This is a genomic window from Serratia sp. JSRIV004 (assembly GCF_019968705.1).
Lineage (GTDB): Bacteria > Pseudomonadota > Gammaproteobacteria > Enterobacterales > Enterobacteriaceae > Chania > Chania fonticola_B.
This window is the reverse complement of sequence record NZ_CP074140.1, coordinates 1976153-1999969: the sequence shown is the minus strand read 5'-3', so window position 1 is coordinate 1999969 and position 23817 is coordinate 1976153. Positions and strand designations below refer to the sequence as shown.

Genomic DNA, 23817 nt, shown 5'->3' with positions numbered 1-23817 from the left:
CAAGCTGTCACGTTATTAAGCTAGTAACTTAATGTTATTGATAGTAAAGCCTTAGTCTAACGCCAACATGCCCATACGCTGTAAAATCCTCTGCCCTCGAACGCCCAGAATAAAGGCTACCAACGCCTGCGCAGCCACGCAGCTCTCATCCAGTAGACACAATCCATAGGTCACTTTGAAGTCGATCACGGCTGGCAATCTACGTACTTTTAGCTGAGCGTAGGAGGCCAAGGTATCTGCATAGCTGGCGTAGCCAAGAAAGATATCTGCCAGACCTTCAGCAAGCAGATATTCCGCCGCCAACCGGCTCGCCGGTATTGGCGCAGAATCTGGCCCACCAACCAACGCCACTGCTCTGCTACGCAATGCGCTCCCCTGCCCCGGCAAGCAATGCTCCAGGCGATCGAACAGCTGTTGCGCATAGTCGCCGGAAGGATCGGCTACCGGTGTCGAGGTGCCAACACGCCATTGTGGGTCGCACAGCAACGTCAGCAAATCCGGCTGCGTTAACTCCGGGGTATTTCGCACCGTGGCGCATAGGCGATTGCGGGTAAACGGCTGTACCGCCTGCGCAAAGCCAAGTGCCACTAACCGCTGTGGATGTTCGAGATTGGCAGAGGCAAACACCTGCGGCCTTTTCCCCCGCTCAATCCGTTCCCGCAGCATCCCTGCCGGGCCAAAGGTGGCCTCGACCCGGTGACCGCTCTCCTCCTCAAACGCCGTCAACAGCGGAGAAAACGCCAGCCTCAGGCTTCCTGCGGCAAAAAGAGTAATGCTATTCACAATTGCGCTCCCGTTGGCTGTGGAAGATGGGCACCAACGTTTCTAACTGGCTGCCTGCAAAGGGAACGGATACCCGTTCAATCGGCAGATGGAACAGCGGTGAAAGATTGTCTGCCGTCAGAACCTGCTGGCAACTGCCCAACTGATGGCTCCCTTCTGCCCCCAGCAAGAGTGCACGGTCTGCCACGGCATGAGCATGATTAGGTTGGTGTGTCGAGAATATCACCGCCATCTGCCGTTCTCGTGCCAGTTGGTCGATCATGGTCAGCACCCGGTCCTGATGGTGTAAGTCCAGTGCTGAGGTCGGCTCATCGAGGATCAGCACTTCACAGGCCATCGCCAACGCCCGGGCTATCAACACCAATTGGCGTTGCCCGCCGGAAAGGCTGCCAAACTCACGATCGGCAAATGCCTGCATATCCAGCGAATAAAGGGCCTGTTTGGCTAACTGATGATCCTCAGGCGAAGGCGAACGAAACAGCCCGACATGCCGAGCCCGGCCCATCAACACAATATCCAGCACCTTGTAGGCAAACGGCGGCGTGAAATACTGCGGCACAAACCCTAATCCGCAATGAACGACAACGCTCCCTTGCTGTAACGGCAAAGTGCCCAGCAAGAGTTGCATCAAGGTGCTTTTGCCACGCCCGTTGGGGCCAAGCACTGCCAGCACTTCCCCCCGCTTTAACTGCAAATCAAGTTGTTGGAACAACTTGGGTTGCCCTGGCCAACCAAAGCTCAGGTTGCTGACCTGTAGCAGCGTTTCAACCATTCCAACCCCTTACCTGCGCACGCTTTAACAGCAAGGCAAACAAAGGAGCGCCGATCAGAGCGGTGAGAATACCCAGAGGAATTTCACTGCTGCTTAAGCTGCGCGCCAAATCGTCGATCAGCACCATATACAGTGCTCCAAGGCACATCGCGGCAGGTAATAAACGCCGGTGGTCCGGCCCCACCAGCAGGCGGGCCAAATGCGGGATCAGCAACCCTACCCAGCCAATGCTGCCGCTGACTGCCACCTGTGCTGCCACAATCACCGCACACAGCATCAGGATCAGCCAACGAGTTCGTTCAACGTTAATCCCTAACGCAGCCGCATCCTCATCTCCCAATGAAAGCAGGTTGATACGCCAACGCAGGGCCAATAACAGGCCACCGGCCAGCAGTAGCGGCAGGAATAACATCAGCAACTTATGGCTATCCGCCGTCGCAAAGCTGCCTAGTAACCAGAATACGATGCTAGGCAGCTTCTCTTCGCTATCCGCCAGATACTGCACCAGGCTAACGCAGGCAGAGAAAAAGCCGCTAAGGATCACCCCGGCCAGCACCAAAGAAAGAATATTACGCCGAGCGATGGCGCTGGTGATGGCAAAAATCAGCAACAGCGCCAACATGCCAAAGACGAAAGCACTCAGCAACAGCACCAATACCGGCAGGCCAAGCAGGATCGCCAAAGCGCCACCAAAAGCAGCTCCAGAAGACACGCCGATAATATGTGGATCGACCAATGGGTTACGAAATACCCCTTGCAGTGCCGCTCCACAAAGCGCCAAGGCCGCCCCCGCCCCCATAGCCAACAGCACACGCGGCACACGCACGCCGAGGATCACCTGCCGTTCGATCGCCGTGATATCTGCATGCTGGCCGATAGCCGGTTCCAACAAAATCATCAGGCTATGACCCGCCGTGACCGGATAACGGCCAATACCCAGGGAGAGCAGCGCGCAGCAGGCCGTAAGCAGTAATAACAGCCCCAGTTTCATTTGCCGCTCTGGCAGCAACTGGCGCGGTAATAGCGTTGGTAGTAGGCGTCTACGTGCTGTTGCAGATCAACATCGGTGAAACGCTGTGGGTAGAGCGTTTTTGCCATCCACAATTCCCCAAGCGCCAATGCTTCCGGCATTGGATAGCCCCAGGCTTTAGCATATTCCGGCATCAGGTAAACCCGTTTGTGTTTTACCGCGTCAATCGCCTGCCACTGTGGCGAGGTGAGGATCTGCTGCACCACGTCGGGGTAACGTTCCTGCACAAAGATCACCGCCGGGTTCCACTTCAGCACGTCTTCGATGGAAACCTGCTTAAACCCTTGAATATCTTTGGCCGCTACGTTCACGGCACCGGCATGTTGCATCATCAGGCCGGTGTATTTACCCGAACCGTACGTAGTGAGATCCGGGTTAGCCATATAGACCCGCACCTGTTGATCCTCTGGAATATCATGCAAACGCCTAGCCACCAACGCGCGCTGTTGGAAAACATCTTTCACCATCGCATCCGCCTGCGCCTCACGGCCCATCACCTTGCCAATCAGGCGAATACCATCCTGCAGGCCAAGGTTATAAACCCGATCTTCATTTTCTATTACCGGATTGATTTTCCCAGCCTGAGCCGCTGGTTCACGGCGCAGCGAGATTGCCACCACCGGAATACCGGCACGTTCGATCTGGGCGATCATATCCGCCGGGGCATAGTTGGCCACAAACACGACCTGCGGGTGCAGAGCCAGCAGGCTTTCGATATTGACCGCCGTAAGATCGCCCGGCATGGGCATCTTGGCCAGGCTTGGAGCCAGCCGTAAATAGTTCGGCCCCAGCTGTTTCTGCCAACTGCTGAGCACGCCAACCACTTGCGGCATGGCGTCTAGCTGTACCAGCAGGTTTAACGTCTGATGCTGTAGCACCACGGCACGAGTAATGTGGTCCGGCAACGTCACGGTGCGGTTGAGTTGATCGGTAACCTGGCGATCCGCCAAGGCGGCGGATGAGAAAAGAAGAGCAAGCAGTAATAGACGTTTGAACATGGGCGTTTCCGGTGGGCTATCGTTATATACAAAATAATATAGCGATAGCCGCCATGAAACAATCTACCGGATCAAACAACGCATTGAAAAGGCAAATTGCTAACGGTTAACGGAGCGGGCAATGCGGGTATAGGTGTGGCGTACGCCGCGGATCGCCACGCTGTAGGCAAAGATATTCTCCGGCAACGCCAAGCCAAGATAGCCGGTATCACCAATATGATGCAGATCGGCCCCTGCCATTTTGCTCATCAGAGCAATCTGGCGAATGGTTTGCACATCGGCCCCCTCCTGAGAAGTGCCGATGGCGGTCATCGCCAGCGCGCCCTGTTGCTGAGTAAACGTAATCAGCGAGGCGACCTTTTCCTGCGACATGCCGGGGATGGTGCCCGGTGCTGGCAGCAGAACGATATCAGCTCCATTTTCTACAAACAGTGCGATATCTTGTTCAGTGATCAACTGACTGCCGCTTTCACGCACAATCCCGGCACCGTGCATTTTGCCGGTCACCAGCACCAGCTTATCGCCCACTTCGTCACGAATGTGCTTCAGCGCCTCTGCGATGGCCTGGTTGCTGACGCCGTTATTCGGGTTACCGGTCAAAACCACCATGCGAGCGCCAAGCTCATACAACTTTCGGGCGTTTTCCGCCGTGGCCGCGCGCCCCGCCGTCATCTGCCAGAACTCATTATGCGTGGTGGCAAACGCCGGATCGACGGCTTCCAGATTGACCCCGATGACGCGCCCGGTCAGCCGTTGCAGTTCGCGTATGGCATTCTCAGGCGGCACATCGCCAGGCAGCCCGGCAATGTGCGGCTGATTGACATCAAACAGGTTCAGCAGCAGGATGTCGGCCCCCTGGCTGGCGGCCAGCTCGGCATTGGTAACGTTATTGAGTAGCGGCTGAGTGACCGCGATGCTCTCACTGACCAAGATGCGCCCTTCGCTGGCACGGATGGCGTAGATCAGATCGTCTTTGCTGATGTTGGCCAGATCGCTGGCGCTACAGTCCAGATATCTTTTCATGATGCAATCTCCGGTGATTTTTATCGTGAACCACTTGGTATTTGATGAGGGGACATGGCGTCGGAGCCGGGATACCTTGTCCCCTCACAAACTTATTTCAGGATAAAGCTCTGCTGTTGCAGGTTGTCCGAGTCCAGGCCAACAAACACGTTGAATTTACCCGGCTCCGCGCCCCATTTCAGGCTGGCGTTATAAAACTTCAAATCGTCCTCGGTAATCGGTAATTCCACCCGCTGTTCCTGCCCGGCACGCAACGTCACCTTCTTGAAGTTACGCAGCTCCTTGATCGGGCGGCTGACCGAGGCGGTCACATCCTGCACATACAGCTGCACCACGGTGGCACCGTTATATTTACCGGTATTCTTCAGCATCACGCTGGCGGTGATTTTGCCGTCGCGCGCCATTTCGGGGCTGGAGAGCTTGAAGTCCGACAGGGCAAACTGGCTATAGCTCAGACCATACCCAAATGGATACAGCGGGCCATTCGGCGAATCAAAGTAACGCGAAGTGTACTTGCCCGGGTTTTCCTTGCCGAACGGTCGGCCAGTGTTGAGATGGTTGTAGTAAATCGGGATCTGCCCCACTGAGCGCGGGAAGGTCATTGGCAGCTTGCCGGAAGGGTTGTAGTCACCAAACAGCACGTCGGCGATGGCGTTACCGCCTTCGGTGCCGCTGTACCAGGTTTCCAGCATCGCATCTGCCTGTTCACTTTCCCAGCTCAATGCCAACGGACGGCCATTCATCAGCACCAGAACCAGCGGTTTACCCGTGGCTTTCAGCGCCGCGATCAGGTCACGCTGGCTTTGTGGAATGGTGATATCCGCCCGGCTGGAGGCTTCATGAGCCATCCCCTGCGCCTCACCCACTACCGCCACCACCACGTCGGCCTGTTTGGCGATCTTCACCGCTTCATCAATCATCTGTTGTGGCGGACGCGTGTCAAAGGCTACCGCAGGTTCATACTCGTTCAGATAATCAATAATGCTCTTGTCCTGAGTAATATTGGCCCCTTTGGCGTACAGGATGCTGGCCTTATCGCCCACCGCATTCTGCAACCCTTCACGCACGGTGATCGACTGCTTCACCACGCCTGCGGCTGACCAACTCCCCATAATATCGCGCTGGCTGTCGGCCATCGGCCCGATCAGCGCAATGGTACCCTGCTTTTGCAATGGCAGCGTCTGCTTGTCATTTTTCAGCAGCACCATCGTTTTACGGGCAATCACACGGGCTTCCGCACGGTGCAGACGGCTTTCGGCATTGGTATCCTGCGGGTCGGAACCAACCGGGCCAAGGTGGTTATACGGATCTTTAAACAGGCCCATATCATATTTGGTGTTCAGCACGTCGCGGCAGGCTCGGTCGATCTCACTTTCAGAAACCAAACCCTCCTTCACCAACCCCGGCAAGTATTGGTCGTAATACTCGTCGCTCATGCTCATGTCGACGCCGGAGGTGATCGCCAAGCGCACCGCGTCGCGCGCGTCCGCGGCCACGCCATGCTTAATCAACTCTTTAATCGCGCCGTGATCGCTAATGGTGATGCCTTTAAAGCCCCACTGGTCGCGCAGGAGATCTTTCAGCAACCATGGGTTGGCCGTCGCCGGTACGCCGTTGATTGAGTTTAACGAAACCATCACGCCACCGCTGCCAGCATCTACCGCCGCCTTATACGGCGGCAGGTAATCCTGATGCATACGCAACGGGCTCATATCGACGGTGTTATAGTCACGGCCGCCTTCAACTGCACCATACAAGGCGAAGTGCTTCACGCTGGCCATCACCGAACCCGGCTTGGACGGATCGCCATTCTGGTAGGCATCCACCATCACTTTGGCAATCTTCGATACCAGCCAGGTATCCTCACCGAACCCTTCGGAGACTCGGCCCCAACGCGGATCGCGGGTAATATCCACCATCGGCGAGAAGGTCATGTTCAGGCCGTCATCGCTGGCTTCCTGCGCTGAAACACGTCCGCTCAGGGCGATAGCCTCCAGATCAAAACTCGCCGCAAGCCCCAGGCTGATCGGGAATACGGTACGCTGGCCATGTACCACATCATAGGCAAAAAACAGCGGGATCTTCAGGCGGCTGAGCCGCATGGCCTGATCCTGCATGACGCGGATATCTGGCCGGGTCACGGTGTTGAAGATCGCCCCGATCTGGCCTTTGCTGATGCCGTCACGAATGGCCTCTTTCGGGTTATCTGGCCCAACGCTAATCAAACGTAGCTGGCCGATTTTCTCTTCCAGCGTCATCTGCTTCATCAGGTTGGAGACAAAGGCATCACGCTCCTGAGCATAGATCCCTTGAGTCACACTGCTTTCCTGCGCAAAAACCGGGCTGATAGCCAGGCCGGACAACATACTCACCACACAAAGCCATTTCATAGTTTGATTCTCAGGCACGTCCCCGCCGGCAATGTCGGCCAGGAGGCATTAATAGATGTGAGCACGCAGTTTGCCATACTCTTTTTGTTTGCAGAATCAATTCGTCTGCGTTGTTGTTAGCAGATGATGCAATCTGCTCCGGCTGGCTTGCGCCTCTGCCCCTAGCCACTCCACCAGCAGGGTTAAGGCCGCAGGCACCACCGCATGTTCGGGGTAAACCAGATAATAGGCGGCACCGCTGACCACGCTGATCGGGAACGGCGTAATAATGCGATTGGCCTGAATATCCTCCTCTAGCAGGCACAAATCGCCAATGGCGATACCACAGCCCTGTAATGCGGCGCTCATCGCCAGATCGAGCGTATCAAAATGCTGTGACTTGGCAGAGGGCAACGCCGTCTGCCCCGCCGCTTTCAACCATAGCAACCAATCACGGCGATCGCGCGTAGGATGCAGCAAGGTTGTCTCCGCCAGATCGGCAGGTTCTGGTGGTCGATCCAGGCCAGGCAGATAGTTCGGCGTGCAGACCGGCGTCAGGATCTCATCAAACAGATGGTGCACCACCAGCCGTTTGCCCTGAGGTTTGCCAAACACCACCGCCGCATCAAAATGCTCGCTGCCAAAATCCAGCCCGTGCGATACCGACGCAGTCAGTTCGATATGCATCTCTGGCCGTTCATTCTGCAGGCGAATAATGCGCGGCAATACCCAGCGCATCGCACAGGTTGGGCATTTGACGCGTAGCGTACCCGGCTGCTCCCCGGCCTTGGCCAGCGCTTGCGCCAATTGCTCTAACGCCAGTTGTACCGGCGCCAACAGCAGCGCGCCCTGTGGCGTCAGCGTTAACCCACGCGCGCGGCGGCTAAACAGCGGATAACCCAGTTGTTGTTCCAATCCCAGGATCTGGCGGCTAACTGCGCCCTGCGTCAGGTGCAGCGTCTGGGCGGCATGGGTGAAATTGAGACGCTCAGCGACCACCACAAAGGTTTTCAGCACGTCGAGCGACGGTAGCGATGTTTGCATAATAAATCCCGATACCTGCATTTATTTTCACTATCAGCCATGATCTGGCTGCATGGCAAGCATGACGAATTTTCTCTTGTTAGCCCATCCTAACTGATGCTTAATCATTCGACACTCGATTCTTTTGCCAGGAGCCCCCCATGCACAGCGCCTGTTCGCAACGTTCGAAACTGCCGGACGTTGGCACTACCATTTTCACTGTGATTGGCCAACTGAGCGCCGAACATCAAGCCCTGAATCTGTCGCAGGGCGCCCCCAATTTTGCCTGTGATGTGCAACTGGTTGAGGACGTTGCGCAAGCCATGCGTGCAGGTCATAACCAGTACGCCCCGATGAGCGGCGTAGCGGCACTGCGTCATGCACTGGCGGAAAAAGTTGAGCGGCTGTATGGCGCCCACTATGACGCCGACGACGAAATCACGGTGATCGCCAGCGCCAGCGAAGGGTTGTACTCCGCCATCAGCGCGCTGGTCCATCCCGGCGATGAGGTGATCTATTTCGAACCCGCCTTCGACAGCTACGCCCCGATTGTGCGTCTGCAAGGGGCGACCCCGGTTGCCATCAAGCTTTCACTGCAAGATTTAACCATCGACTGGAATGAGGTGGCGGCGGCAATCAACAGCAAAACGCGGATGATCATCGTCAACAGCCCGCACAACCCTACCGGCAGCGTATTCGATGAACACGATATCGAGCGCTTGACTGCCCTGACCCACAATACTGATATCGTCATTCTTTCCGATGAAGTGTATGAGCACGTGGTGTTTGATGGTGGCATTCACCACAGCATGGCCTGCCATCCTGCCCTGGCAGAGCGCAGCGTGATCGTCTCTTCCTTTGGCAAGACCTATCACGTCACCGGTTGGCGCGTCGGTTACTGCATGGCACCGGCAGCGCTGATGGACGAAATCCGCAAGGTGCACCAATTTATGGTGTTCTCTGCCGATACCCCGATGCAATACGCCTTTGCCGCCGCCCTGAATAATCCACAGAGCTACCTGGGGTTGGCGGAGTTCTACCAGCAAAAGCGCGATCTGCTGGCAGCCGCGTTGCAAAAATCACGCTTTGAGTTACTGCCCAGCCGGGGCAGCTTCTTTATGTTGGCCCGCTTTAGCGGTTTCAGTCATGAAAGCGACAACGACTTTGCGGTCCGTTTGATCCGCGAAGCCAAGGTGGCCACCATCCCGCTGTCGGCGTTCTACAGCGACGGCACTGATACCGGCATTATCCGGCTTAGTTTCTCGAAAGATAATGACACCCTGCTGGAAGGCGCTCGCCGTCTGTGTCAGGTGTGATCCATTGATTTTTACCATGGGGAAGCAACAACAATGAAAAAAGCACTGAAAACGCTGATCGCGGCGGGATGTTTACTGGCAGCCGGTTCCACACTAGCGGCAGAGAATAGCCTGCGTTTTGGGCTTGAAGCCCTGTATCCGCCTTTCGAGTCCAAATCCGCCAGCGGCCAGTTAGAAGGGTTTGATATCGATCTGGGTAACGCCGTGTGCGCCGCCGCACAGGTCAAATGCAGTTGGGTAGAAACTTCGTTCGACAGCCTGATCCCGGCGTTGCAGGCCCGCAAATTTGACGTGATTAACTCGGCGATGAACGTCACCGAGCAGCGCAGGCAGGCGATTGCGTTTACCGATTCGATTTATCAGGTGCCAAACCGCCTGATTGCCAAGGCCGACAGCGGCCTGCAACCGGATGCCAAATCACTGGCGGGTAAGCACGTCGGCGTGTTGCAGGGTTCCATTCAGGAAAACTATGCCAAGGCACACTGGGCACCGGAAGGGGTTGATGTCGTATCTTATCAGGATCAAAACCAGGTCTATCTGGATCTGACCGCTGGCCGCCTGGATGCCACCTTGATCATGGCCCCTGCCGGGCAGAGCGGTTTCCTGGCGCATCCAGATGGTAAAGGCTTCGCGTTTGTTGGCGATGCGGTACAGGACGATAAAATCCTGGGCGAAGGGATCGCCTTCGGCCTGCGTAAAGATGATACCGCGACGCTGAAAAAGCTCAACGACGCCATCGCCAAGGTGAAGCAGCAAGGCACCATTGGCGAGCTGTCCAAGAAGTACTTTGGCGATATCGATGTCACGGTGAAGTAAACCGTTGTCTTCTGGCACTCTTCAACTCGGAGAGTGCCAGGAAAACGCCATTTACTTGCTGTCAAATACCGAACTGTTCAACCCGCGATCCTGCTGATGCCGCTCCAGCGCCAGTTCAATCAATATGGTGATCAGTTGGCTATAGCTCACCCCGCTGGCTCCCCACAGTTTTGGATACATGCTGATATTGGTGAAACCGGGCAACGTATTAATTTCGTTGATAATCACGTTATTGTCCGGCGTCAGGAACACGTCGACGCGCGCCATACCCAAGCAATCCAGCGCCTTGAAGGCTTGCAATGCCACCTCGCGGATTTTATCGCTGACGTCCTGATCGATCGCCGCCGGTACCACCACCTGCGCACCTTGCTCATTAATGTATTTGGTGTCGTAAGAGTAGAATTCATCGCTCAGGACGATTTCGCCACAGACGCTGGCCTGCGGATTATCGTTACCCAATACCGCGCATTCGATCTCACGGCCAACAATAGCCGACTCCACCAGCACTTTATGGTCGAAGCTAAATGCCAAGGCGATGGCCTGTTCGAACTCAGCCTGGTCATGCACCTTGCTGACACCAACGGAGGAGCCCTGGTTCGCCGGTTTAACAAACAGCGGTAACCCCAGGCTCTCACTTAATTGAGCAAAGCTGTACTTGTTGCGGTTGGAACGCGTCAGCGTGACGAACGGCGCTACTGACAGCCCGGCATCCCGCAGCAGACGTTTGGTGACGTCTTTGTCCATGCTGACGGCGGAGCCCAACACGCCCGCCCCCACGAACGGCATATTCGCCATGCGCAGCAGCCCTTGCAGCGAGCCATCCTCTCCCAAGGTGCCGTGGACGATCGGGAACACCACATCAAGCTGGCCCAGCGCACCGGCACCGTCGGCTTCAATCAGTTGCTGTTTCTCAAACCCAGGGACCAGCGCCACGTTTTTATTCGAGTGGTTCAGCGCGATCAACGCCGGATTTTCCGCATTCAGCAGAAAGTTGGAGGCATCGTTAAGGTGCCATTGCCCCTGCTTGTCAATGCCCAGCAGCGTGACGTCAAACTTCTCTTTGTCGATGGCATCCAGAATATTTTTTGCCGACTGCAGCGAAACCTCATGCTCCGCCGATTTGCCCCCAAAGATCACCCCAACACGTAGTTTAGTCACGCCTTAAATCCTTCTTAAAAAAGTCATGGCAACAAAGCCGACGATCACAATAAACGCATTGTGCAGCCCCGGCAATCATCATAGGGCCTAAAATGGCTGCGCCACAGAATGCCAAACCCACAGCATCCAAAACGTATACACTCCGTATATTGTTCATTTACGGAGTCGGCTATGGGGATCGTAAAAATCTCGGAGACGCTACATGACGATCTCAGGCTCGCCAGCCTGGCCATGTCGCGTTCTATCAACGCACAGGCGGAACACTGGATCAGGATCGGCATGCTGGCAGAGCTGAACCCGGAGCTGACCTATCCGCAACTGGTAAAGCAGATGATGAAAGATAACGCGCTGACGCTGAAGGAGATTGTTGGGTGAAAGATATTGTGATTAAAACGCCGCAGGAAATTGCCATCATGCGCCACTCCGGCGCGCTGCTGGCCAAGGTGTTTGCCATGCTCGATGAGGTGATCCACGAAGGCATCACCACCATGGAGATCAATGACCGTACCGAAGCCTTTATCGTCAATGAGCTGAAATCACGCCCTGCCAGCAAGGGCCAATATGATTTCCCCTACGTGCTTAATACTTCGATCGACGAGGTGATCTGCCACGGCATTCCGTCGGCCAGCAAAATTCTGCGCTCCGGGATGATCGTCAATGTCGATATCACCTTGGAAAATAATGGTTTTATTGCCGATTCCAGCAAGATGTATTGCATCGGTCAAACCACCCCGCTCGCCAAGCGCCTGGTCAACAATGTCTACGAGTCAATGTGGCAAGGTATTCGGGCTGTGAAACCCGGTGCTACGCTGGGTGACATCGGCCACGCCATACAGCAACATGCAGAACAGGCGGGTTATAGCGTAGTACGGGAATATTGTGGGCATGGCATTGGCCGTGAAATGCACGAAGGCCCAGCGGTGCTACACTTCGGCCTGCCCGGCACCGGCACGGTGTTGCAGGAAGGGATGGTGTTTACCATCGAACCGATGATTAACCAGGGCGACCACCGCATCAAACAGAAGAAAGATGGCTGGACCGTGGTCACCCGTGATAAAAAACTTTCCGCCCAATGGGAGCACACCGTGGCGGTGACCGCTGACGGCGTGGAGATCCTGACGTTGCGTGCAGAAGAACGTGAGGCGGGATATCAGGAACGCTATTAAACATTAAACCCCGTTGCAACCCGGCGGGGACATGGAGATGGGCATGACGCAGGCATTTATCACTCAGTTGAAGAGTATCGTTGGCAACGCGCAAGTGCTGACCGGCGAGCGTAGCACCGAACGTTATCGCAAAGGTTTCCGCTCCGGCGGTGGCAAGGCATTGGCCGTAGTGTTCCCTACCCGTCTGCTGCAACTGTGGCAGATCCTGCAAGCCTGCGTTGCCGCCGATAAGATTGTCATTATGCAGGCGGCCAACACCGGCTTGACCGAAGGCTCTACCCCCAGCGGCCAGGATTATGACCGTGATATTGTCATTGTCAGCACCCTGCGGCTCGATCATATTCAAGTATTGGATAACGGCAAGCAGGTGGTCGGCTTCCCTGGCAGCACGCTCAATAAGCTGGAGAGGTTACTGAAACCTTATGGCCGTGAACCGCACTCGGTGATCGGTTCTTCCTGCATCGGCGCCTCGGTGATCGGGGGAATATGCAACAACTCCGGTGGGGCGCTGGTCAAGCGCGGCCCAGCCTATACCGAAATGGCGCTGTACGCCAAGCTGGATGCCGATGGCCAGTTACGGTTGGTCAATCATCTGGGGATTAACCTGGGCGATACGCCGGAAGAGATCCTTACGCGGTTGGAAAAGGGCGATTACCGGCCAACGGATGTTGAACATGGCGAACTGCGCGCTTCGGATAATGAATACGCCAGCCGGGTGCGCGATGTGGATGCCGATACCCCTTCCCGCTTTAATGCCGATAAACGCCGCCTGTTCGAGGCTTCCGGCTGTGCCGGGAAGCTGGCAGTGTTTGCAGTGCGTCTGGACACCTTTGCCAAAGAAGACAAGGAACAGGTGTTCTATATCGGCACCAACGACACCGCGGTATTGACCGAGCTGCGCCGCCATATGCTGAGCCAGTTTGAAAATCTGCCGGTGGCCGGGGAATATATGCACCGCGATATTTTCGATATCGCCGAGGTGTATGGCAAAGACACCTTTATGATGATCGACAAACTGGGCACCGATCAAATGCCGCGTTTCTTCACCCTGAAAGGCCGGGTGGATGCCACACTGAACAAACTGCCACTGATACCGCACAACCTCACCGATAACCTGATGCAGAAGCTGAGCAAGCTGGCCCCTAACCATCTGCCGCCGCGCATGAAAGAATATCGCCAACGCTTTGAACACCATCTGCTGCTGAAAATGGCCGGCCCAGGCGTAGAGGAAGCCCAGCAGTATCTGCAAAGCTATTTTGCCCAGGCCAACGGTGACTTTTTCGTCTGCACGCCTGAAGAAGGTAAGAAAGCGTTCCTGCACCGCTTTGCCGCAGCGGGCGCCGCCGTGCGCTATCACGCGGTACATGCCGATCAGGTCGAGGACATTCTGGCGCTGGATATCGCCCTGCGCCGCAACGATACCGAGTGGTTCGAAACCCTGCCGCCAGAGATCGACAACCAACTGGTGCACAAGCTGTATTACGGCCACTTTATGTGCCACGTGTTCCACCAGGATTACGTGGTGAAAAAAGGCGCGGACAGCCATGCGCTGAAAGAACAGATGTTGGCGATCCTCAATCAGCGTGGTGCAGAGTATCCGGCCGAGCACAACGTCGGCCATCTGTATCATGCCAAGCCGGATTTGCAGGCGTTCTATCAGGATGCCGATCCTACCAACAGTTTTAATCCCGGCATTGGCAAAACCAGTAAGCAAAAAAACTGGGGTAAAAACATTCAGTAACATTTTATCCTATCCCCTCACCCCAACCCTCTCCCACAGGGAGAGGGAGCTGTCCGGAGTCGTGCTCAGGTGCGAGAGTTAGTCTGTAACTGAGTTGATTAGAATAAAAATGACGCCATTAAGTTGTGGCACATTCTGTCCCCTCACCCAACCCTCCCACAGGGAGAGGGAGCTGGTAGAGCCTGCCCTTTTGGGAGCAAAGGGTCATCTCAGCACACTCGTATTAAGCCTCTGCATGCGGGGCACTGACAAGGAGAGGGAGCTGGTGGATCCTGCCCTTTTGGGAGCAAAGGATCATCTCAGCACACTCGTATTAAGCCTCCGCATGTGGGGCGTTGGCGCGTTATCGCTCTTTATGCCCCTATTCTTCTGCCCTGTCGTCTAGACTTAATGTTCTGAATAAGGCGTCTGTCAGGCGTCAACATGAGCGACGAAAGGAGCACTTCATGCCATACCAGACAGTAAACCCCTTTAACAATCAGCTAATTAAAGAATATACCCCGCATAACGACGATCAGGTGGAGCTGGCGCTGGCCCAGGCCGATGCGCTGTATCATTCCGACTGGGCCAAGGGTGAAATCATCCAGCGCCTACCCGTGTTGCATAAGCTGGCCGATCTCATGGAGAGCCGGGTGGAGGAACTGGCGAACATTGCCAGCGTTGAGATGGGTAAGCTGATCGAGCAAAGCCGTGGCGAAGTAAAACTGTGTGGCCAGATTGCCCGTTACTACGCCAATAATGCGCAAAAATTCCTGGCCCCGGTAAGCTATGAGTCCAGCCTGGGTGAGGCCTGGGTCGAGCATCATCCCATCGGGGTGTTGATGGCTGTCGAACCTTGGAACTTCCCTTTTTACCAACTGATGCGTGTGCTCGCCCCTAACCTGGCGGCCGGTAATCCGGTATTGGTCAAACATGCCAGCATCGTGCCACACTGCGCCGAAGCGTTCGAAAAGCTGGTGCATGAGGCCGGGGCGCCCAAAGGCGCCTATACCAACCTGTATATTTCCCAGGACCAGGTGGCCAATATCATCGCCGACGATCGGGTGCAGGGCGTAGCACTGACTGGCTCGGAGAAAGCAGGTAGCATCGTGGCAGCTCAGGCGGCCAAGAAGCTGAAAAAGGCCACGCTGGAACTGGGAGGTAACGACGTTTTTGTCGTGCTCGACGATTGCGATCTCGAGAAGGCCGTTAAAGTCGGCGCCCAGGCGCGACTGAACAATGCCGGGCAGGTCTGCACCGCCGCCAAGCGTTTTATCGTGCAGGAGAAAGTGGCGAAAGCGTTCCTGCAACAGCTCACGGAGCATTTCAAGAATGTGAAAATGGGCGATCCGCTGGATGAAACCACCACCTTAGGGCCGCTATCTTCCAAGTCGGCTCTGGAAGGGTTAACCGAGCAGGTCAATGAGGCGGTGAAACAAGGGGCCAAACTGCACCTGGGCGGCAAGGCGTTACAGCATGAAGGTAACTTCTTTGAACCCACCATTCTCACGCATATCAGCCGCGATAACCCGGCCTATTTCACCGAGTTCTTCGGCCCGGTGGCGCAGGTCTATGTGGTGAGCGATGACGAGGAGATAGTGAAACTGGCCAACGACTCCCACTACGGGCTTGGCGGGGCCATCTTCAGCACGGATATTGAACGAGCCAAAAAGCTGGCCTCACGCATTGAAACCGGCATGGTGTATATCAACTCCTTGACCGATACCGCGCCTGAGCTGCCGTTTGGCGGTGTGAAACGTTCCGGCTTTGGGCGCGAGCTGTCAGATCTGGGGATTAAGGAGTTTGTGAACCAGAAGCTGGTGGTGGTAAGCCATAGCTGAGTTTTTATACTCGAGGGACGCTAAGCGGGCGCAGTATCCTGCGCCCACTATAAAAATCAATCAGTTAGTTTAGCCAACCCTGCGACGGCCATTTCAAGATAGGTGCGTGGGCAGCCGAGATTGATGCGGATAAACCCCTCCCCTTGCTCGCCAAATCCACAGCCCATCGAAGGCGCAATTTTGGCCTGTTGACGCATGGCTAGCTGCAAAGCATCATCATCCAACCCCAGCGCACGGCAATCCAGCCAGGCCAGATAGGTGCCTTGAGCTGATATTATCCGGCACCATGGAGCCGCCTGCTCCAATGCCTGTGCAAACCAGCGCCGGTTCTCAGCCAAATAAGCCAACAGGGCATCAAGCCACGGACCGCCCTGCTGGTAAGCCGCCGTTGCTGCCGTCATGGCAAGCGCGTTGAAAACGTCTAACCCATGCGCATTGAGCCGTTCAACAAATTGTTCACGTAGCGCCGTATTCGGGATCAGGAAATTGGAGATGCGTAGCGACGACAACCCAAAGGTTTTACTGGCAGAGGTGGCTACAATCACCCGATCGTGCCACTGCGGCCCCAGGTGTAACACCGAGGTAAAGCGCTCATCTGGCAGGATCAAATCCGCCCAGATCTCATCAGAGATCACCGTCACCCCGTGTTGCTGGCATAGCGTCAGCAATTGCGTCAGTTCTTGCGGGTTCCAGCAGCGGCCGGTTGGGTTATGCGGATTGCACAGCACCAGCAACGGCGGCTTCTCCCGCTGCAACATATCGGCCAACTGGATAAAGTCAAAGTGATACTCCCCTTCCCGCTCCTGCAGTGGGTTCTCTAGTACCCGCCGACCATTGAGAGCGATCACCTTCTTGAAGGAGCCATAAAAAGGCCCCTGCACCACGACGCCATCACCGGGCTGGCTGAGCATCTGGATCAGCAGAGCAATCCCCGGCACAACCCCTTCGATCGAGGTAAACCATTGCCGTTCCAGCGGCAGTTGGTGACGTTGGGCAAACCACTCTATAGCCGCCCGGTAGTAAACTTCGTCACGTTCGCTATAGCCAAATACGCCATGATCGACACGCGCATGCAGAGCCTGCTGCACTGCTGGCGGGCAAGGAAAGTCAAAGTCTGATACCCACATCGGCAACAGGTCGGTTTCATGCAATTGCAGATAATGCCCCATGAAATCCCATTTTACCGAGCTGGTATGGTGGCGATCGACCACCTGGTTGAAATCAGGCTGTTTCATTTGGCATCTCCTGCTGTTGAGCCTCTGGCGTCACTCTTGCGATGCCAAAACCGGTAAAGCCGTAAATCAAGGCGAAGAAGACCGCCGCGTAACACTGCACCGCCCAAGGCAGCAGATCCAGCGTGTTCACTCCCAACGTGGTGGCCATATAAACACCGGCCGCTGTCCAGGGAATGAGGGGCTCAATCACCGTACCGGCATCTTCAATGGTGCGTGACAGGTTGGTGTTATCCAATCCCATGCGGCGATAAGCATCCTTGTACAGCTCAGCAGGAATGAGCAGCGCCAGTTTGCCGTCGCTGGTCGCTCCGGTGACCAGGATGGTGGTCCCCACCGTGGCGGCAATCAGTTGGCCGGTGGTGCGTACCACTTTCAGCAACCGGTTGATAATCACCGTCAGCGCACCGGTCAAGGTCAGCGCACCGGCAAACGAGAAGGCACACAGTACCAGCAGGATGGTGCTCATCATTGAGAACATGCCCCCTCGGTTAAGCAAGCGCGGAACATCGGCGATCACACCGCTGATATCATGCCCGCGTTCAGCAAACATCGACAGGTTGAAGCCGTCCATCAGCGCGTTCAGGCCCTGTTTTAGGCTAAAGCCCTGCATCACCACGGCGAGGCCGATCGCTAGCACACAGGCTGCCAGCATGACCGGGATCACCGGTCGTTTGGTTACCGCCCCCCACAGCACCAGCACCGGCGGCAGGATCAGCAGCAGGTTGAAATGATATAGGCTTTCCAGCCCAACAATGATGTCAGTGACCCGCTGTGGCGTGGCAACCGTTCCCACCACGCTGCTATGACCGGCGATCAGGTAAACGGTGGCTGCCAGCACAAAGCTGGGCAGTGTGGTGTACATCAGGTGTTTGATATGCGCATAGAGATCGGTTTCGGCCACGATGGCGGCAAAGTTGGTCGAATCCGACAGCGGAGAGATTTTATCGCCGAAATAGGCCCCGGAAACCACCGCGCCAGCCGCCGCAGCCAACGGCACATCCAGCCCCGCAGCAACGCCCATCAGCGCAACGCCGACGGTCCCCGCAGACCCCCATGAGGTGCCGGTACAGACGGAGATCACGCTGGTGAGGAAAAAGGCCGCGATCAGAATATATTGCGGGCTGATCACTTTCAGCCCCCAGTACACCATGTAAGGAATGGTGCCGCTGATCATCCAGGTACCAATCAGCCCGCCGACGCAGATCAGGATCATGATCACCGGCATAGCCTTCGCCAGTTTGCTGACGATCGAGTTGATAATGTCATCCCAGCTGTAGCCCTGCCACAGTGCCAACCCGGCAGCAACGGCCGCCGAAAGCAGTAACAGCGGTTCAATACGTAATTCCCACACCCCATAGCCGACGATCAACAGCGTCAGCATGGCAACGATCGGCAGCAAAGCCAGCCAAAGGTTGAGCGTTTTCTTACCATCCATAGGTCACCCCGAATTGTTATTGATGTGCCGCTAGCGTAGTGAATCCTGATTTCTCGGGGTGTGAGCTAGCGCCTCAAGCCATGTAACCGCTTTCATGACGGATAACTTTGTGAGGCAGATCTCAGAACAACCTCTGGACAAGTTATCCCTGCCAGCGAGTGACCGAATCACGCAGCACCAGTTCAGCGCTAAACATGTTATTTTGCGGCGGCACCCCTTGTTGTTGCTGGCTCAGCAACGCCAGCCTGGCAGCCCGCCTGGCCATACGCTCGATGGGATAATGCATGGTACTTAACGCGGGATACAGATAGCGCGCCAGCACCACATCATCAAAGCCGATAATCGACAGTTGCTGCGGCAAGGGGATTTGGCGCTGGTGCAAGGCTCGCATCATGCCGGCGGCCATCACATCATTAAACGTCACCGCGGCCGTAAAACGATGACGGCTGGAAAGTATCTGCTCTGCGGCCAATTCGCCCCCCTCTTCATCAAAGGGCACGCTGATCACCCATTCACCCGGAACGTCGATTCCCGCCTGTGCCATCGCGTTGCGGTAGCCCTGTAAACGCAGTTTGCGATCGTCGATGGGCAAATCGGCGGTCACACAAGCAATACGCCGATGCCCCTGTTGCAGCAAATGTTCGGTCGAAGCCTGAGCCGCGCTGAGGTTATCCAACCACACGCAGCGGTTGGCAATGGCAGGAAAGTAGCGATTGATGATCACCAAACCGGGGGAATGAGCAGCATAGCGCAGCACATCGGCATCGCTCATGCGGGTGATGTGGGCGACAATCGCCTCACAGCCCTGGTTAATCAGAAAATCCAACCCGGCCTTTTCGCGCTCCGCCTGGTGCCCGCCGCTGCACACCATCAGCTTCGCCCCTTCTTTGCGGGTCACTTCCTCCACACCGCGCGCCAGACGCGAGAAAAAAGGATCGGCCAGATTGCCGGTCAGCAGCCCCAGCATGTTGCCACTGCGTTTGGCTAACGCCAGGGCCGCCGCATTGCGGTGGTAATTGAACTCGCGCATCGCTTTTTCGACACGCTCGCGGGTAACAGGCTCAACATAGGCGGTATTGTTAATCACCCGAGAGACCGTCGCAGCGGAAACTCCGGCTCGCTGCGCCACCTCTTTCATTGTCGCCATCAATTATTCCAGTCGGTATCATTTGATGAGTTGATAATAAGCAGGCGGGAGTAACAAATCCAGATGAGCGAGTTCGGCTCCTTTAAACAAAAGCCCCTCATACCCAAGGATATGAGGGGCAACGATCACGCTAACATCAGAATAACCAGGAACCATATCCCCACATTAATACCGTCAGACCGAGCAACAGCTCAAGCAACAGAATGCCCATAGCCAACGTCGAGCTGGAGAAGATAAATCCCTCTTTACGATCGATATTCAGGAAATGCGGAATGCCGAGATACAGCAGATAGCCCGAATAAGCCAGGCCGATAATCCCGACGAACAGGCACAACCAGACCACCGGGTACAGCGCCACTAATCCGCTGAGGAACATTGGAGTCGCCACATAGCCCGCAAAGACCATACACAGATGCAGACTTGGCCGCGACTCATAACGCCGCGCCATCCAGTGGATCACCTTGCCCATGATCGCCACGCCAGCCAACATCAACAGATAAAACGCGACGGCGGTGTAGAAAGCGGTGAACATATCCAGGCGAATTGCCTGCCCTTGGCCAGAGAGCCAGCCAAGCTGTGTGGTACCGATAAACGCACTGACCACCGGTATTAACGCCATTAGCAGCACGTGGTGGGTATACAGGTGCGAGACGGATTCATTCTCGCTTTTGATCTGTTTCAACTCGACGTTGGGATGGGTCAGTAGACCCCAGACATGATTGACCATGAGACACCTCCTCACTTCGCCGCCAACCGCGATCGGCGAACGGAAAACACACCACTGGCGGTTCAAACACCGCGCAAGGGTTGCGGCTATCAGGCTCTCTGCCCTGCATCAATTATAGTCTTTGGCTGAAAAAACGTACGCTGTCAGCGGCCTGTGGGTTACTCTGCACTATAATCAATATGTTGCGTTATTTGATGGAGGGAGACCATGACAACCAAGATCCGCACCCGCCAAAGCGGGATTAATAACGTCCAGGCCGGACAGAACGTGATGGTGATAGAACCCAGCAACCTGTATGGCTGCCAGTTGGGGGACGACGTGTTTGTCGGCCCATTTGTCGAGATCCAGAAGAACGTTTGCGTGGGCGCGCGCAGCAAGATCCAGTCGCATAGCTTTATCTGTGAATACGTGACCTTGGGCGAAGATTGCTTTATTGGCCACGGCGTGATGTTTGCCAACGATCTGTTCAAAGGGGGCACCCCAAATGCCGACCCGGCAAGCTGGGGGCACACGCAGCTCGGCAACCGAGTTTCTGTGGGTTCTGGCGCCACCATACTGGCCGTGGAAATCTGCGATGACGTGGTGATTGGTGCTGGTGCAGTAGTCAGCAAAAACATCACCCGCAAAGGTATTTATGCGGGCAACCCCGCCAGGCTGCTAAGGGAGCTGGAATAATTGCATCAGGCGATCGGCATCGAAATTATCAGCGAACTCCCCTTCGGTTACCTGGAATACGGTGATTTTTCCTTTGCCGTCTCCTGTTACGCCCAGCCCTGTTTTGATAAGCCAGTCGAGCTGTGGCCGACCCAGCCAGTGGCTCCTTTCAATAAAGTCTACCCGCTGGCCCCGTTCCTTAATGACGATGGGGAAACCTTCCTCGCTCGCTACCAGGGGGAAGCGGTAGGGCATATCACACTCAGCAAAAACTGGAACGACTATACGCTGATCGAGGAGATTGCCGTTAGCCACCACGCTCGCCGCCAAGGCGTAGCCACGGCGCTATTGGATGCCGCACGTCATTGGGCACGAGAGCAGGACACCGCCGGGCTGATGCTGGAAACGCAAAACAATAATCTGACCGCCTGCCGCTGCTATCAACGCTATGGTTTTGTGCTGGGTGGCATCGATCATTTACTCTATCGTGGGCAACCGGACATTGCCGATCATGAGATCGCGCTGTTTTGGTATCTGCCGTTCAATAATGAAGTGGGCTATTGATCTACCACTTTTTGGGTGACGTTAGGTTTACCTTGCGCACGCCATACTGGCCAAACCAATGATCGCTTGGGAGAGAGGGATGCGTGGCTTGGCCCTGATAATATTGTGTACGACGCTGATGGGTTGCAGTGGTAAACAACCGGCCAAAATCCCGGTAGAATCGCTACCGCAACAGGTGAAACCAATAACAATGGCGATAGCAATGGACGATTACACAGTAAACAAACTGCAGGCAGCGCTGGCTCTGCATGCAGCGGTACCGGAAATCGATAAAGGGCGGGCCATTGAGATGCTCTCGCAGACTTTCCTGGAAACTCCTTACCTAGCCAACCGGCTGATCGGTTCCGCCACCACAGCGGAACAATTGGTGATCGATTTCCGTGGGGTAGATTGCTTTACCTATCTGGATTACGTGCAGGCGCTCAGAACCGCCACCAGCGAAAATGAATTCGTCGAAAATGTGATTCAGACGCGCTATATCAATGGGGACATCAGTTTCCCGCAGCGCAAGCATTTCTTCACCGACTGGGCACACACCCGCCAGATCCTTGCCGATGACGTCACCCCGCAACTCAGCCCGCATACCGTCACCGTGGTAAAACAGCTCAACCGCAAAGCGGATGGCGAGCTCTATCTGCCTGGCATCCCAGTCACCGAGCGCAGCGTCACCTATATCCCTAGCGAATTTATTGATGAGCAGGTGATTAGCCAATTACAGACCGGTGACTATATCGGCATCTATACCAAGCTGCCTGGGCTGGACGTTACCCATACCGGCTTCTTTATCATGACCCCAAATGGGCCGGTACTGCGCCATGCTTCCTCGCGCACGGAAAACCACAAAGTGATGGACTCGGCGTTTGCCAGCTATGTGCTGAATACGCCGGGGATCGTGGTGTTACGACCACGCTGATCGCCGGGTTATGAGCTATAAGAAATTGTGCTTAACCAGGATTTGACTTGGCTACGGCCATAGGTTTAGCTGTTGGCACAACACTGACCGATCTTATTGTTTTTACAGGGAGTCACTCATGGCAATTGTTTGGCGCTGCACCGCTTTGGCCGCAGCATTAGCAGCAACGTTGTTATTACAAGGGTGCGATCAGAAGGCCGATCAAAACCATATCAAGGTTGGCGTCATTAACGGTGCCGAGCAGGACGTGGCAGAGGTCGCCAAACGGGTGGCCAAAGAGAAATATGGCCTGGACGTGGAGCTGATTGGCTTTAGCGGTTCGTTGCTGCCCAATGATGCCACCGACAAAGGGGAACTGGATGCCAACGTATTCCAGCACCGCCCCTTCCTGGAACAGCAAAATAAAGATCACGGCTACAAACTGGTGGTGGTAGGCAATACCTTTGTGTTCCCCATGGCTGGCTATTCGAAAAAGATCAAATCACTGTCAGAGTTGCAGGACGGCGCGGTAATTGCCATCCCGAACGATCCCACCAACCTGGGCCGTGCGCTGTTGCTGCTGCAAAAGGTTGGGCTGATCGAGCTTAAGCAAGGCAAAGGCCTGCTGCCAACCTCGCTGGATATCAGTGCCAACCCGCACAACTACCAGATTATGGAGCTGGAAGGTGCACAGCTGCCCCAGGTATTGGACGATCCGAAAGTCGCGGTAGCGGTGATCAGCACCACCTACATCAACCAGATTGGCCTGACGCCGACCAAAGACGGGATTTTTATCGAGGATAAAGATTCGCCGTACACCAATATCGTGGTGGCGCGCGAAGATAATAAAGATGCACAGAACGTGCAAAACTTCGTGAAAGCCTACGAGTCCGATGAAGTCGCCAAAGCGGCAGAGAAGATCTTCAACGGCGGTGCCGTCAAAGGCTGGTAACTCCCCCGCGATCTGTTGCAGGCGCTGGTTGTTGGTGCCTGCAACGCACCACAAAAATTCCCCACCTCCCTGCTTGACCCTCACGTAACGTCAGGCTGGCTCGCCAGCTTGGATGAGGGGGTAACACCTAACGCAATGGCATACCTTTCGTCACCTAACACATTTGTCAGCATGAAAATGCCATCATTTTTTCTTA

The 23817-nt window shown here is 55.5% G+C and carries 22 protein-coding genes; 10 read left to right on the top strand and 12 right to left on the bottom strand.

Annotation, left to right across the window (positions count from 1 at the left end):
- Positions 1-51 precede the first annotated feature (51 nt).
- The 7 genes from KGP21_RS09625 to KGP21_RS09595 all read right to left on the bottom strand — a co-directional run bounded on the left by KGP21_RS09625 (position 52) and on the right by KGP21_RS09595 (position 8019).
- Entirely contained in the window at positions 52-783 is a 732-nt protein-coding gene (locus KGP21_RS09625) for a substrate-binding domain-containing protein (RefSeq protein ID WP_223538012.1), read from the bottom strand.
- A complete protein-coding gene (locus KGP21_RS09620; RefSeq protein ID WP_037375102.1) occupies positions 776-1555 on the bottom strand; it encodes an ABC transporter ATP-binding protein in 780 nt (259 codons plus the stop codon). Before KGP21_RS09620 ends, KGP21_RS09625 begins: the two co-directional genes overlap by 8 nt.
- Entirely contained in the window at positions 1548-2546 is a 999-nt protein-coding gene (locus KGP21_RS09615; RefSeq protein ID WP_021805187.1) for an iron ABC transporter permease, read from the bottom strand. The genes KGP21_RS09620 and KGP21_RS09615 overlap by 8 nt, the downstream gene beginning before the upstream one ends.
- Entirely contained in the window at positions 2543-3583 is a 1041-nt protein-coding gene (locus tag KGP21_RS09610; protein ID WP_021805188.1) for an ABC transporter substrate-binding protein, read from the bottom strand. The genes KGP21_RS09615 and KGP21_RS09610 overlap by 4 nt, the downstream gene beginning before the upstream one ends.
- A 99-nt stretch (positions 3584-3682) precedes the next feature.
- Entirely contained in the window at positions 3683-4606 is a 924-nt protein-coding gene (locus KGP21_RS09605) for a dihydrodipicolinate synthase (RefSeq protein WP_021805189.1), read from the bottom strand.
- A 92-nt stretch (positions 4607-4698) separates the two neighbouring features.
- A complete protein-coding gene (bglX, locus tag KGP21_RS09600; protein WP_223538011.1) occupies positions 4699-6996 on the bottom strand; it encodes a beta-glucosidase BglX in 2298 nt (765 codons plus the stop codon).
- A gap of 96 nt (positions 6997-7092) precedes the next feature.
- The gene (locus KGP21_RS09595; protein WP_094982990.1) at positions 7093-8019 is read right to left on the bottom strand and encodes a LysR substrate-binding domain-containing protein; all 927 of its coding nucleotides are present in this window, start codon (positions 8017-8019) and stop codon (positions 7093-7095) included.
- Positions 8020-8159: 140 nt separating this feature from the next.
- Here KGP21_RS09595 and KGP21_RS09590 point away from each other — a divergent pair, with 140 nt between their 5' ends.
- Together KGP21_RS09590 and KGP21_RS09585 are read left to right on the top strand one after the other, a co-directional pair.
- Positions 8160-9314, top strand: coding sequence for a pyridoxal phosphate-dependent aminotransferase (locus KGP21_RS09590; protein WP_021805192.1), 1155 nt, complete (start codon positions 8160-8162; stop codon positions 9312-9314).
- Positions 9315-9347: 33 nt separating this feature from the next.
- Positions 9348-10130 carry an ABC transporter substrate-binding protein gene (locus KGP21_RS09585; RefSeq protein ID WP_021805193.1) on the top strand — a complete coding sequence of 261 codons (783 nt, stop codon included), beginning with the start codon at positions 9348-9350 and terminating at the stop codon, positions 10128-10130.
- A gap of 51 nt (positions 10131-10181) precedes the next feature.
- On the opposite strand, the gene ddlA is transcribed toward KGP21_RS09585, so the two are convergent.
- Complete coding sequence (gene ddlA / locus KGP21_RS09580) at positions 10182-11288, bottom strand: D-alanine--D-alanine ligase (protein WP_223538009.1); 1107 nt, start codon at positions 11286-11288, stop codon at positions 10182-10184.
- Between the two features lie 171 nt (positions 11289-11459).
- On the opposite strand from ddlA, the gene KGP21_RS09575 reads away from it, so the two are divergent.
- From KGP21_RS09575 to KGP21_RS09560, 4 genes are all read left to right on the top strand, one after another.
- Entirely contained in the window at positions 11460-11663 is a 204-nt protein-coding gene (locus tag KGP21_RS09575) for a ParD-like family protein (RefSeq protein WP_059200211.1), read from the top strand.
- Positions 11660-12454 carry a type I methionyl aminopeptidase gene (gene map, locus KGP21_RS09570; protein ID WP_059200210.1) on the top strand — a complete coding sequence of 265 codons (795 nt, stop codon included), beginning with the start codon at positions 11660-11662 and terminating at the stop codon, positions 12452-12454. Before KGP21_RS09575 ends, map begins: the two co-directional genes overlap by 4 nt.
- Before the next feature lie 43 nt (positions 12455-12497).
- Positions 12498-14195, top strand: coding sequence for a D-lactate dehydrogenase (dld, locus tag KGP21_RS09565; RefSeq protein ID WP_371824850.1), 1698 nt, complete (start codon positions 12498-12500; stop codon positions 14193-14195).
- Between the two features lie 446 nt (positions 14196-14641).
- Positions 14642-16015: an NAD-dependent succinate-semialdehyde dehydrogenase gene (locus tag KGP21_RS09560; RefSeq protein WP_094982726.1), complete on the top strand. Its 1374-nt coding sequence runs from the start codon at positions 14642-14644 to the stop codon at positions 16013-16015.
- A gap of 56 nt (positions 16016-16071) precedes the next feature.
- Here KGP21_RS09560 and KGP21_RS09555 read toward each other — a convergent pair whose 3' ends face one another.
- The 4 genes from KGP21_RS09555 to KGP21_RS09540 form a co-directional block, all read right to left on the bottom strand.
- Positions 16072-17250, bottom strand: a complete 1179-nt coding sequence (locus KGP21_RS09555) for a MalY/PatB family protein (protein ID WP_179252464.1) — start codon at positions 17248-17250, stop codon at positions 16072-16074.
- Positions 17237-18685, bottom strand: coding sequence for a Na+/H+ antiporter NhaC (nhaC, locus tag KGP21_RS09550; protein WP_021805199.1), 1449 nt, complete (start codon positions 18683-18685; stop codon positions 17237-17239). Before nhaC ends, KGP21_RS09555 begins: the two co-directional genes overlap by 14 nt.
- A 142-nt stretch (positions 18686-18827) precedes the next feature.
- On the bottom strand, positions 18828-19832 hold the full coding sequence (locus KGP21_RS09545; protein WP_094982724.1) for a LacI family DNA-binding transcriptional regulator: 1005 nt from the start codon (positions 19830-19832) through the stop codon (positions 18828-18830).
- Between the two features lie 136 nt (positions 19833-19968).
- The gene (locus KGP21_RS09540; protein ID WP_021805201.1) at positions 19969-20559 is read right to left on the bottom strand and encodes a Yip1 family protein; all 591 of its coding nucleotides are present in this window, start codon (positions 20557-20559) and stop codon (positions 19969-19971) included.
- Between the two features lie 207 nt (positions 20560-20766).
- Between KGP21_RS09540 and KGP21_RS09535 the strand changes: the two genes are divergently transcribed.
- The 4 genes from KGP21_RS09535 (at position 20767) to KGP21_RS09520 (ending at position 23621) form a co-directional block, all read left to right on the top strand.
- On the top strand, positions 20767-21234 hold the full coding sequence (locus KGP21_RS09535) for an acyltransferase (RefSeq protein WP_037375107.1): 468 nt from the start codon (positions 20767-20769) through the stop codon (positions 21232-21234).
- Positions 21235-21777 carry a GNAT family N-acetyltransferase gene (locus KGP21_RS09530; RefSeq protein WP_021805202.1) on the top strand — a complete coding sequence of 181 codons (543 nt, stop codon included), beginning with the start codon at positions 21235-21237 and terminating at the stop codon, positions 21775-21777.
- Positions 21778-21856: 79 nt separating this feature from the next.
- Entirely contained in the window at positions 21857-22690 is an 834-nt protein-coding gene (locus KGP21_RS09525) for a DUF1460 domain-containing protein (protein WP_021805203.1), read from the top strand.
- A gap of 118 nt (positions 22691-22808) precedes the next feature.
- A complete protein-coding gene (locus tag KGP21_RS09520; RefSeq protein ID WP_021180425.1) occupies positions 22809-23621 on the top strand; it encodes a MetQ/NlpA family lipoprotein in 813 nt (270 codons plus the stop codon).
- Positions 23622-23817 lie beyond the last annotated feature (196 nt).

Excerpts from the sequence above, each read along its gene's own strand:
- KGP21_RS09555 (WP_179252464.1), bottom strand. The coding sequence starts at position 17,250 with ATGAAACAGCCTGATTTCAACCAGGTGGTCGATCGCCACCATACCAGC.
- KGP21_RS09595 (WP_094982990.1), bottom strand. The coding sequence starts at position 8,019 with ATGCAAACATCGCTACCGTCGCTCGACGTGCTGAAAACCTTTGTGGTG.
- KGP21_RS09560 (WP_094982726.1), top strand. The coding sequence starts at position 14,642 with ATGCCATACCAGACAGTAAACCCCTTTAACAATCAGCTAATTAAAGAA.
- KGP21_RS09585 (WP_021805193.1), top strand. The coding sequence starts at position 9,348 with ATGAAAAAAGCACTGAAAACGCTGATCGCGGCGGGATGTTTACTGGCA.
- KGP21_RS09535 (WP_037375107.1), top strand. The coding sequence starts at position 20,767 with ATGACAACCAAGATCCGCACCCGCCAAAGCGGGATTAATAACGTCCAG.
- KGP21_RS09620 (WP_037375102.1), bottom strand. The coding sequence starts at position 1,555 with ATGGTTGAAACGCTGCTACAGGTCAGCAACCTGAGCTTTGGTTGGCCA.
- KGP21_RS09605 (WP_021805189.1), bottom strand. The coding sequence starts at position 4,606 with ATGAAAAGATATCTGGACTGTAGCGCCAGCGATCTGGCCAACATCAGC.
- KGP21_RS09545 (WP_094982724.1), bottom strand. The coding sequence starts at position 19,832 with ATGGCGACAATGAAAGAGGTGGCGCAGCGAGCCGGAGTTTCCGCTGCG.
- bglX (WP_223538011.1), bottom strand. The coding sequence starts at position 6,996 with ATGAAATGGCTTTGTGTGGTGAGTATGTTGTCCGGCCTGGCTATCAGC.
- KGP21_RS09610 (WP_021805188.1), bottom strand. The coding sequence starts at position 3,583 with ATGTTCAAACGTCTATTACTGCTTGCTCTTCTTTTCTCATCCGCCGCC.
- KGP21_RS09615 (WP_021805187.1), bottom strand. The coding sequence starts at position 2,546 with ATGAAACTGGGGCTGTTATTACTGCTTACGGCCTGCTGCGCGCTGCTC.
- dld (WP_371824850.1), top strand. The coding sequence starts at position 12,498 with ATGACGCAGGCATTTATCACTCAGTTGAAGAGTATCGTTGGCAACGCG.
- KGP21_RS09540 (WP_021805201.1), bottom strand. The coding sequence starts at position 20,559 with ATGGTCAATCATGTCTGGGGTCTACTGACCCATCCCAACGTCGAGTTG.
- KGP21_RS09520 (WP_021180425.1), top strand. The coding sequence starts at position 22,809 with ATGGCAATTGTTTGGCGCTGCACCGCTTTGGCCGCAGCATTAGCAGCA.
- KGP21_RS09575 (WP_059200211.1), top strand. The coding sequence starts at position 11,460 with ATGGGGATCGTAAAAATCTCGGAGACGCTACATGACGATCTCAGGCTC.
- nhaC (WP_021805199.1), bottom strand. The coding sequence starts at position 18,685 with ATGGATGGTAAGAAAACGCTCAACCTTTGGCTGGCTTTGCTGCCGATC.
- KGP21_RS09590 (WP_021805192.1), top strand. The coding sequence starts at position 8,160 with ATGCACAGCGCCTGTTCGCAACGTTCGAAACTGCCGGACGTTGGCACT.
- KGP21_RS09525 (WP_021805203.1), top strand. The coding sequence starts at position 21,857 with ATGCGTGGCTTGGCCCTGATAATATTGTGTACGACGCTGATGGGTTGC.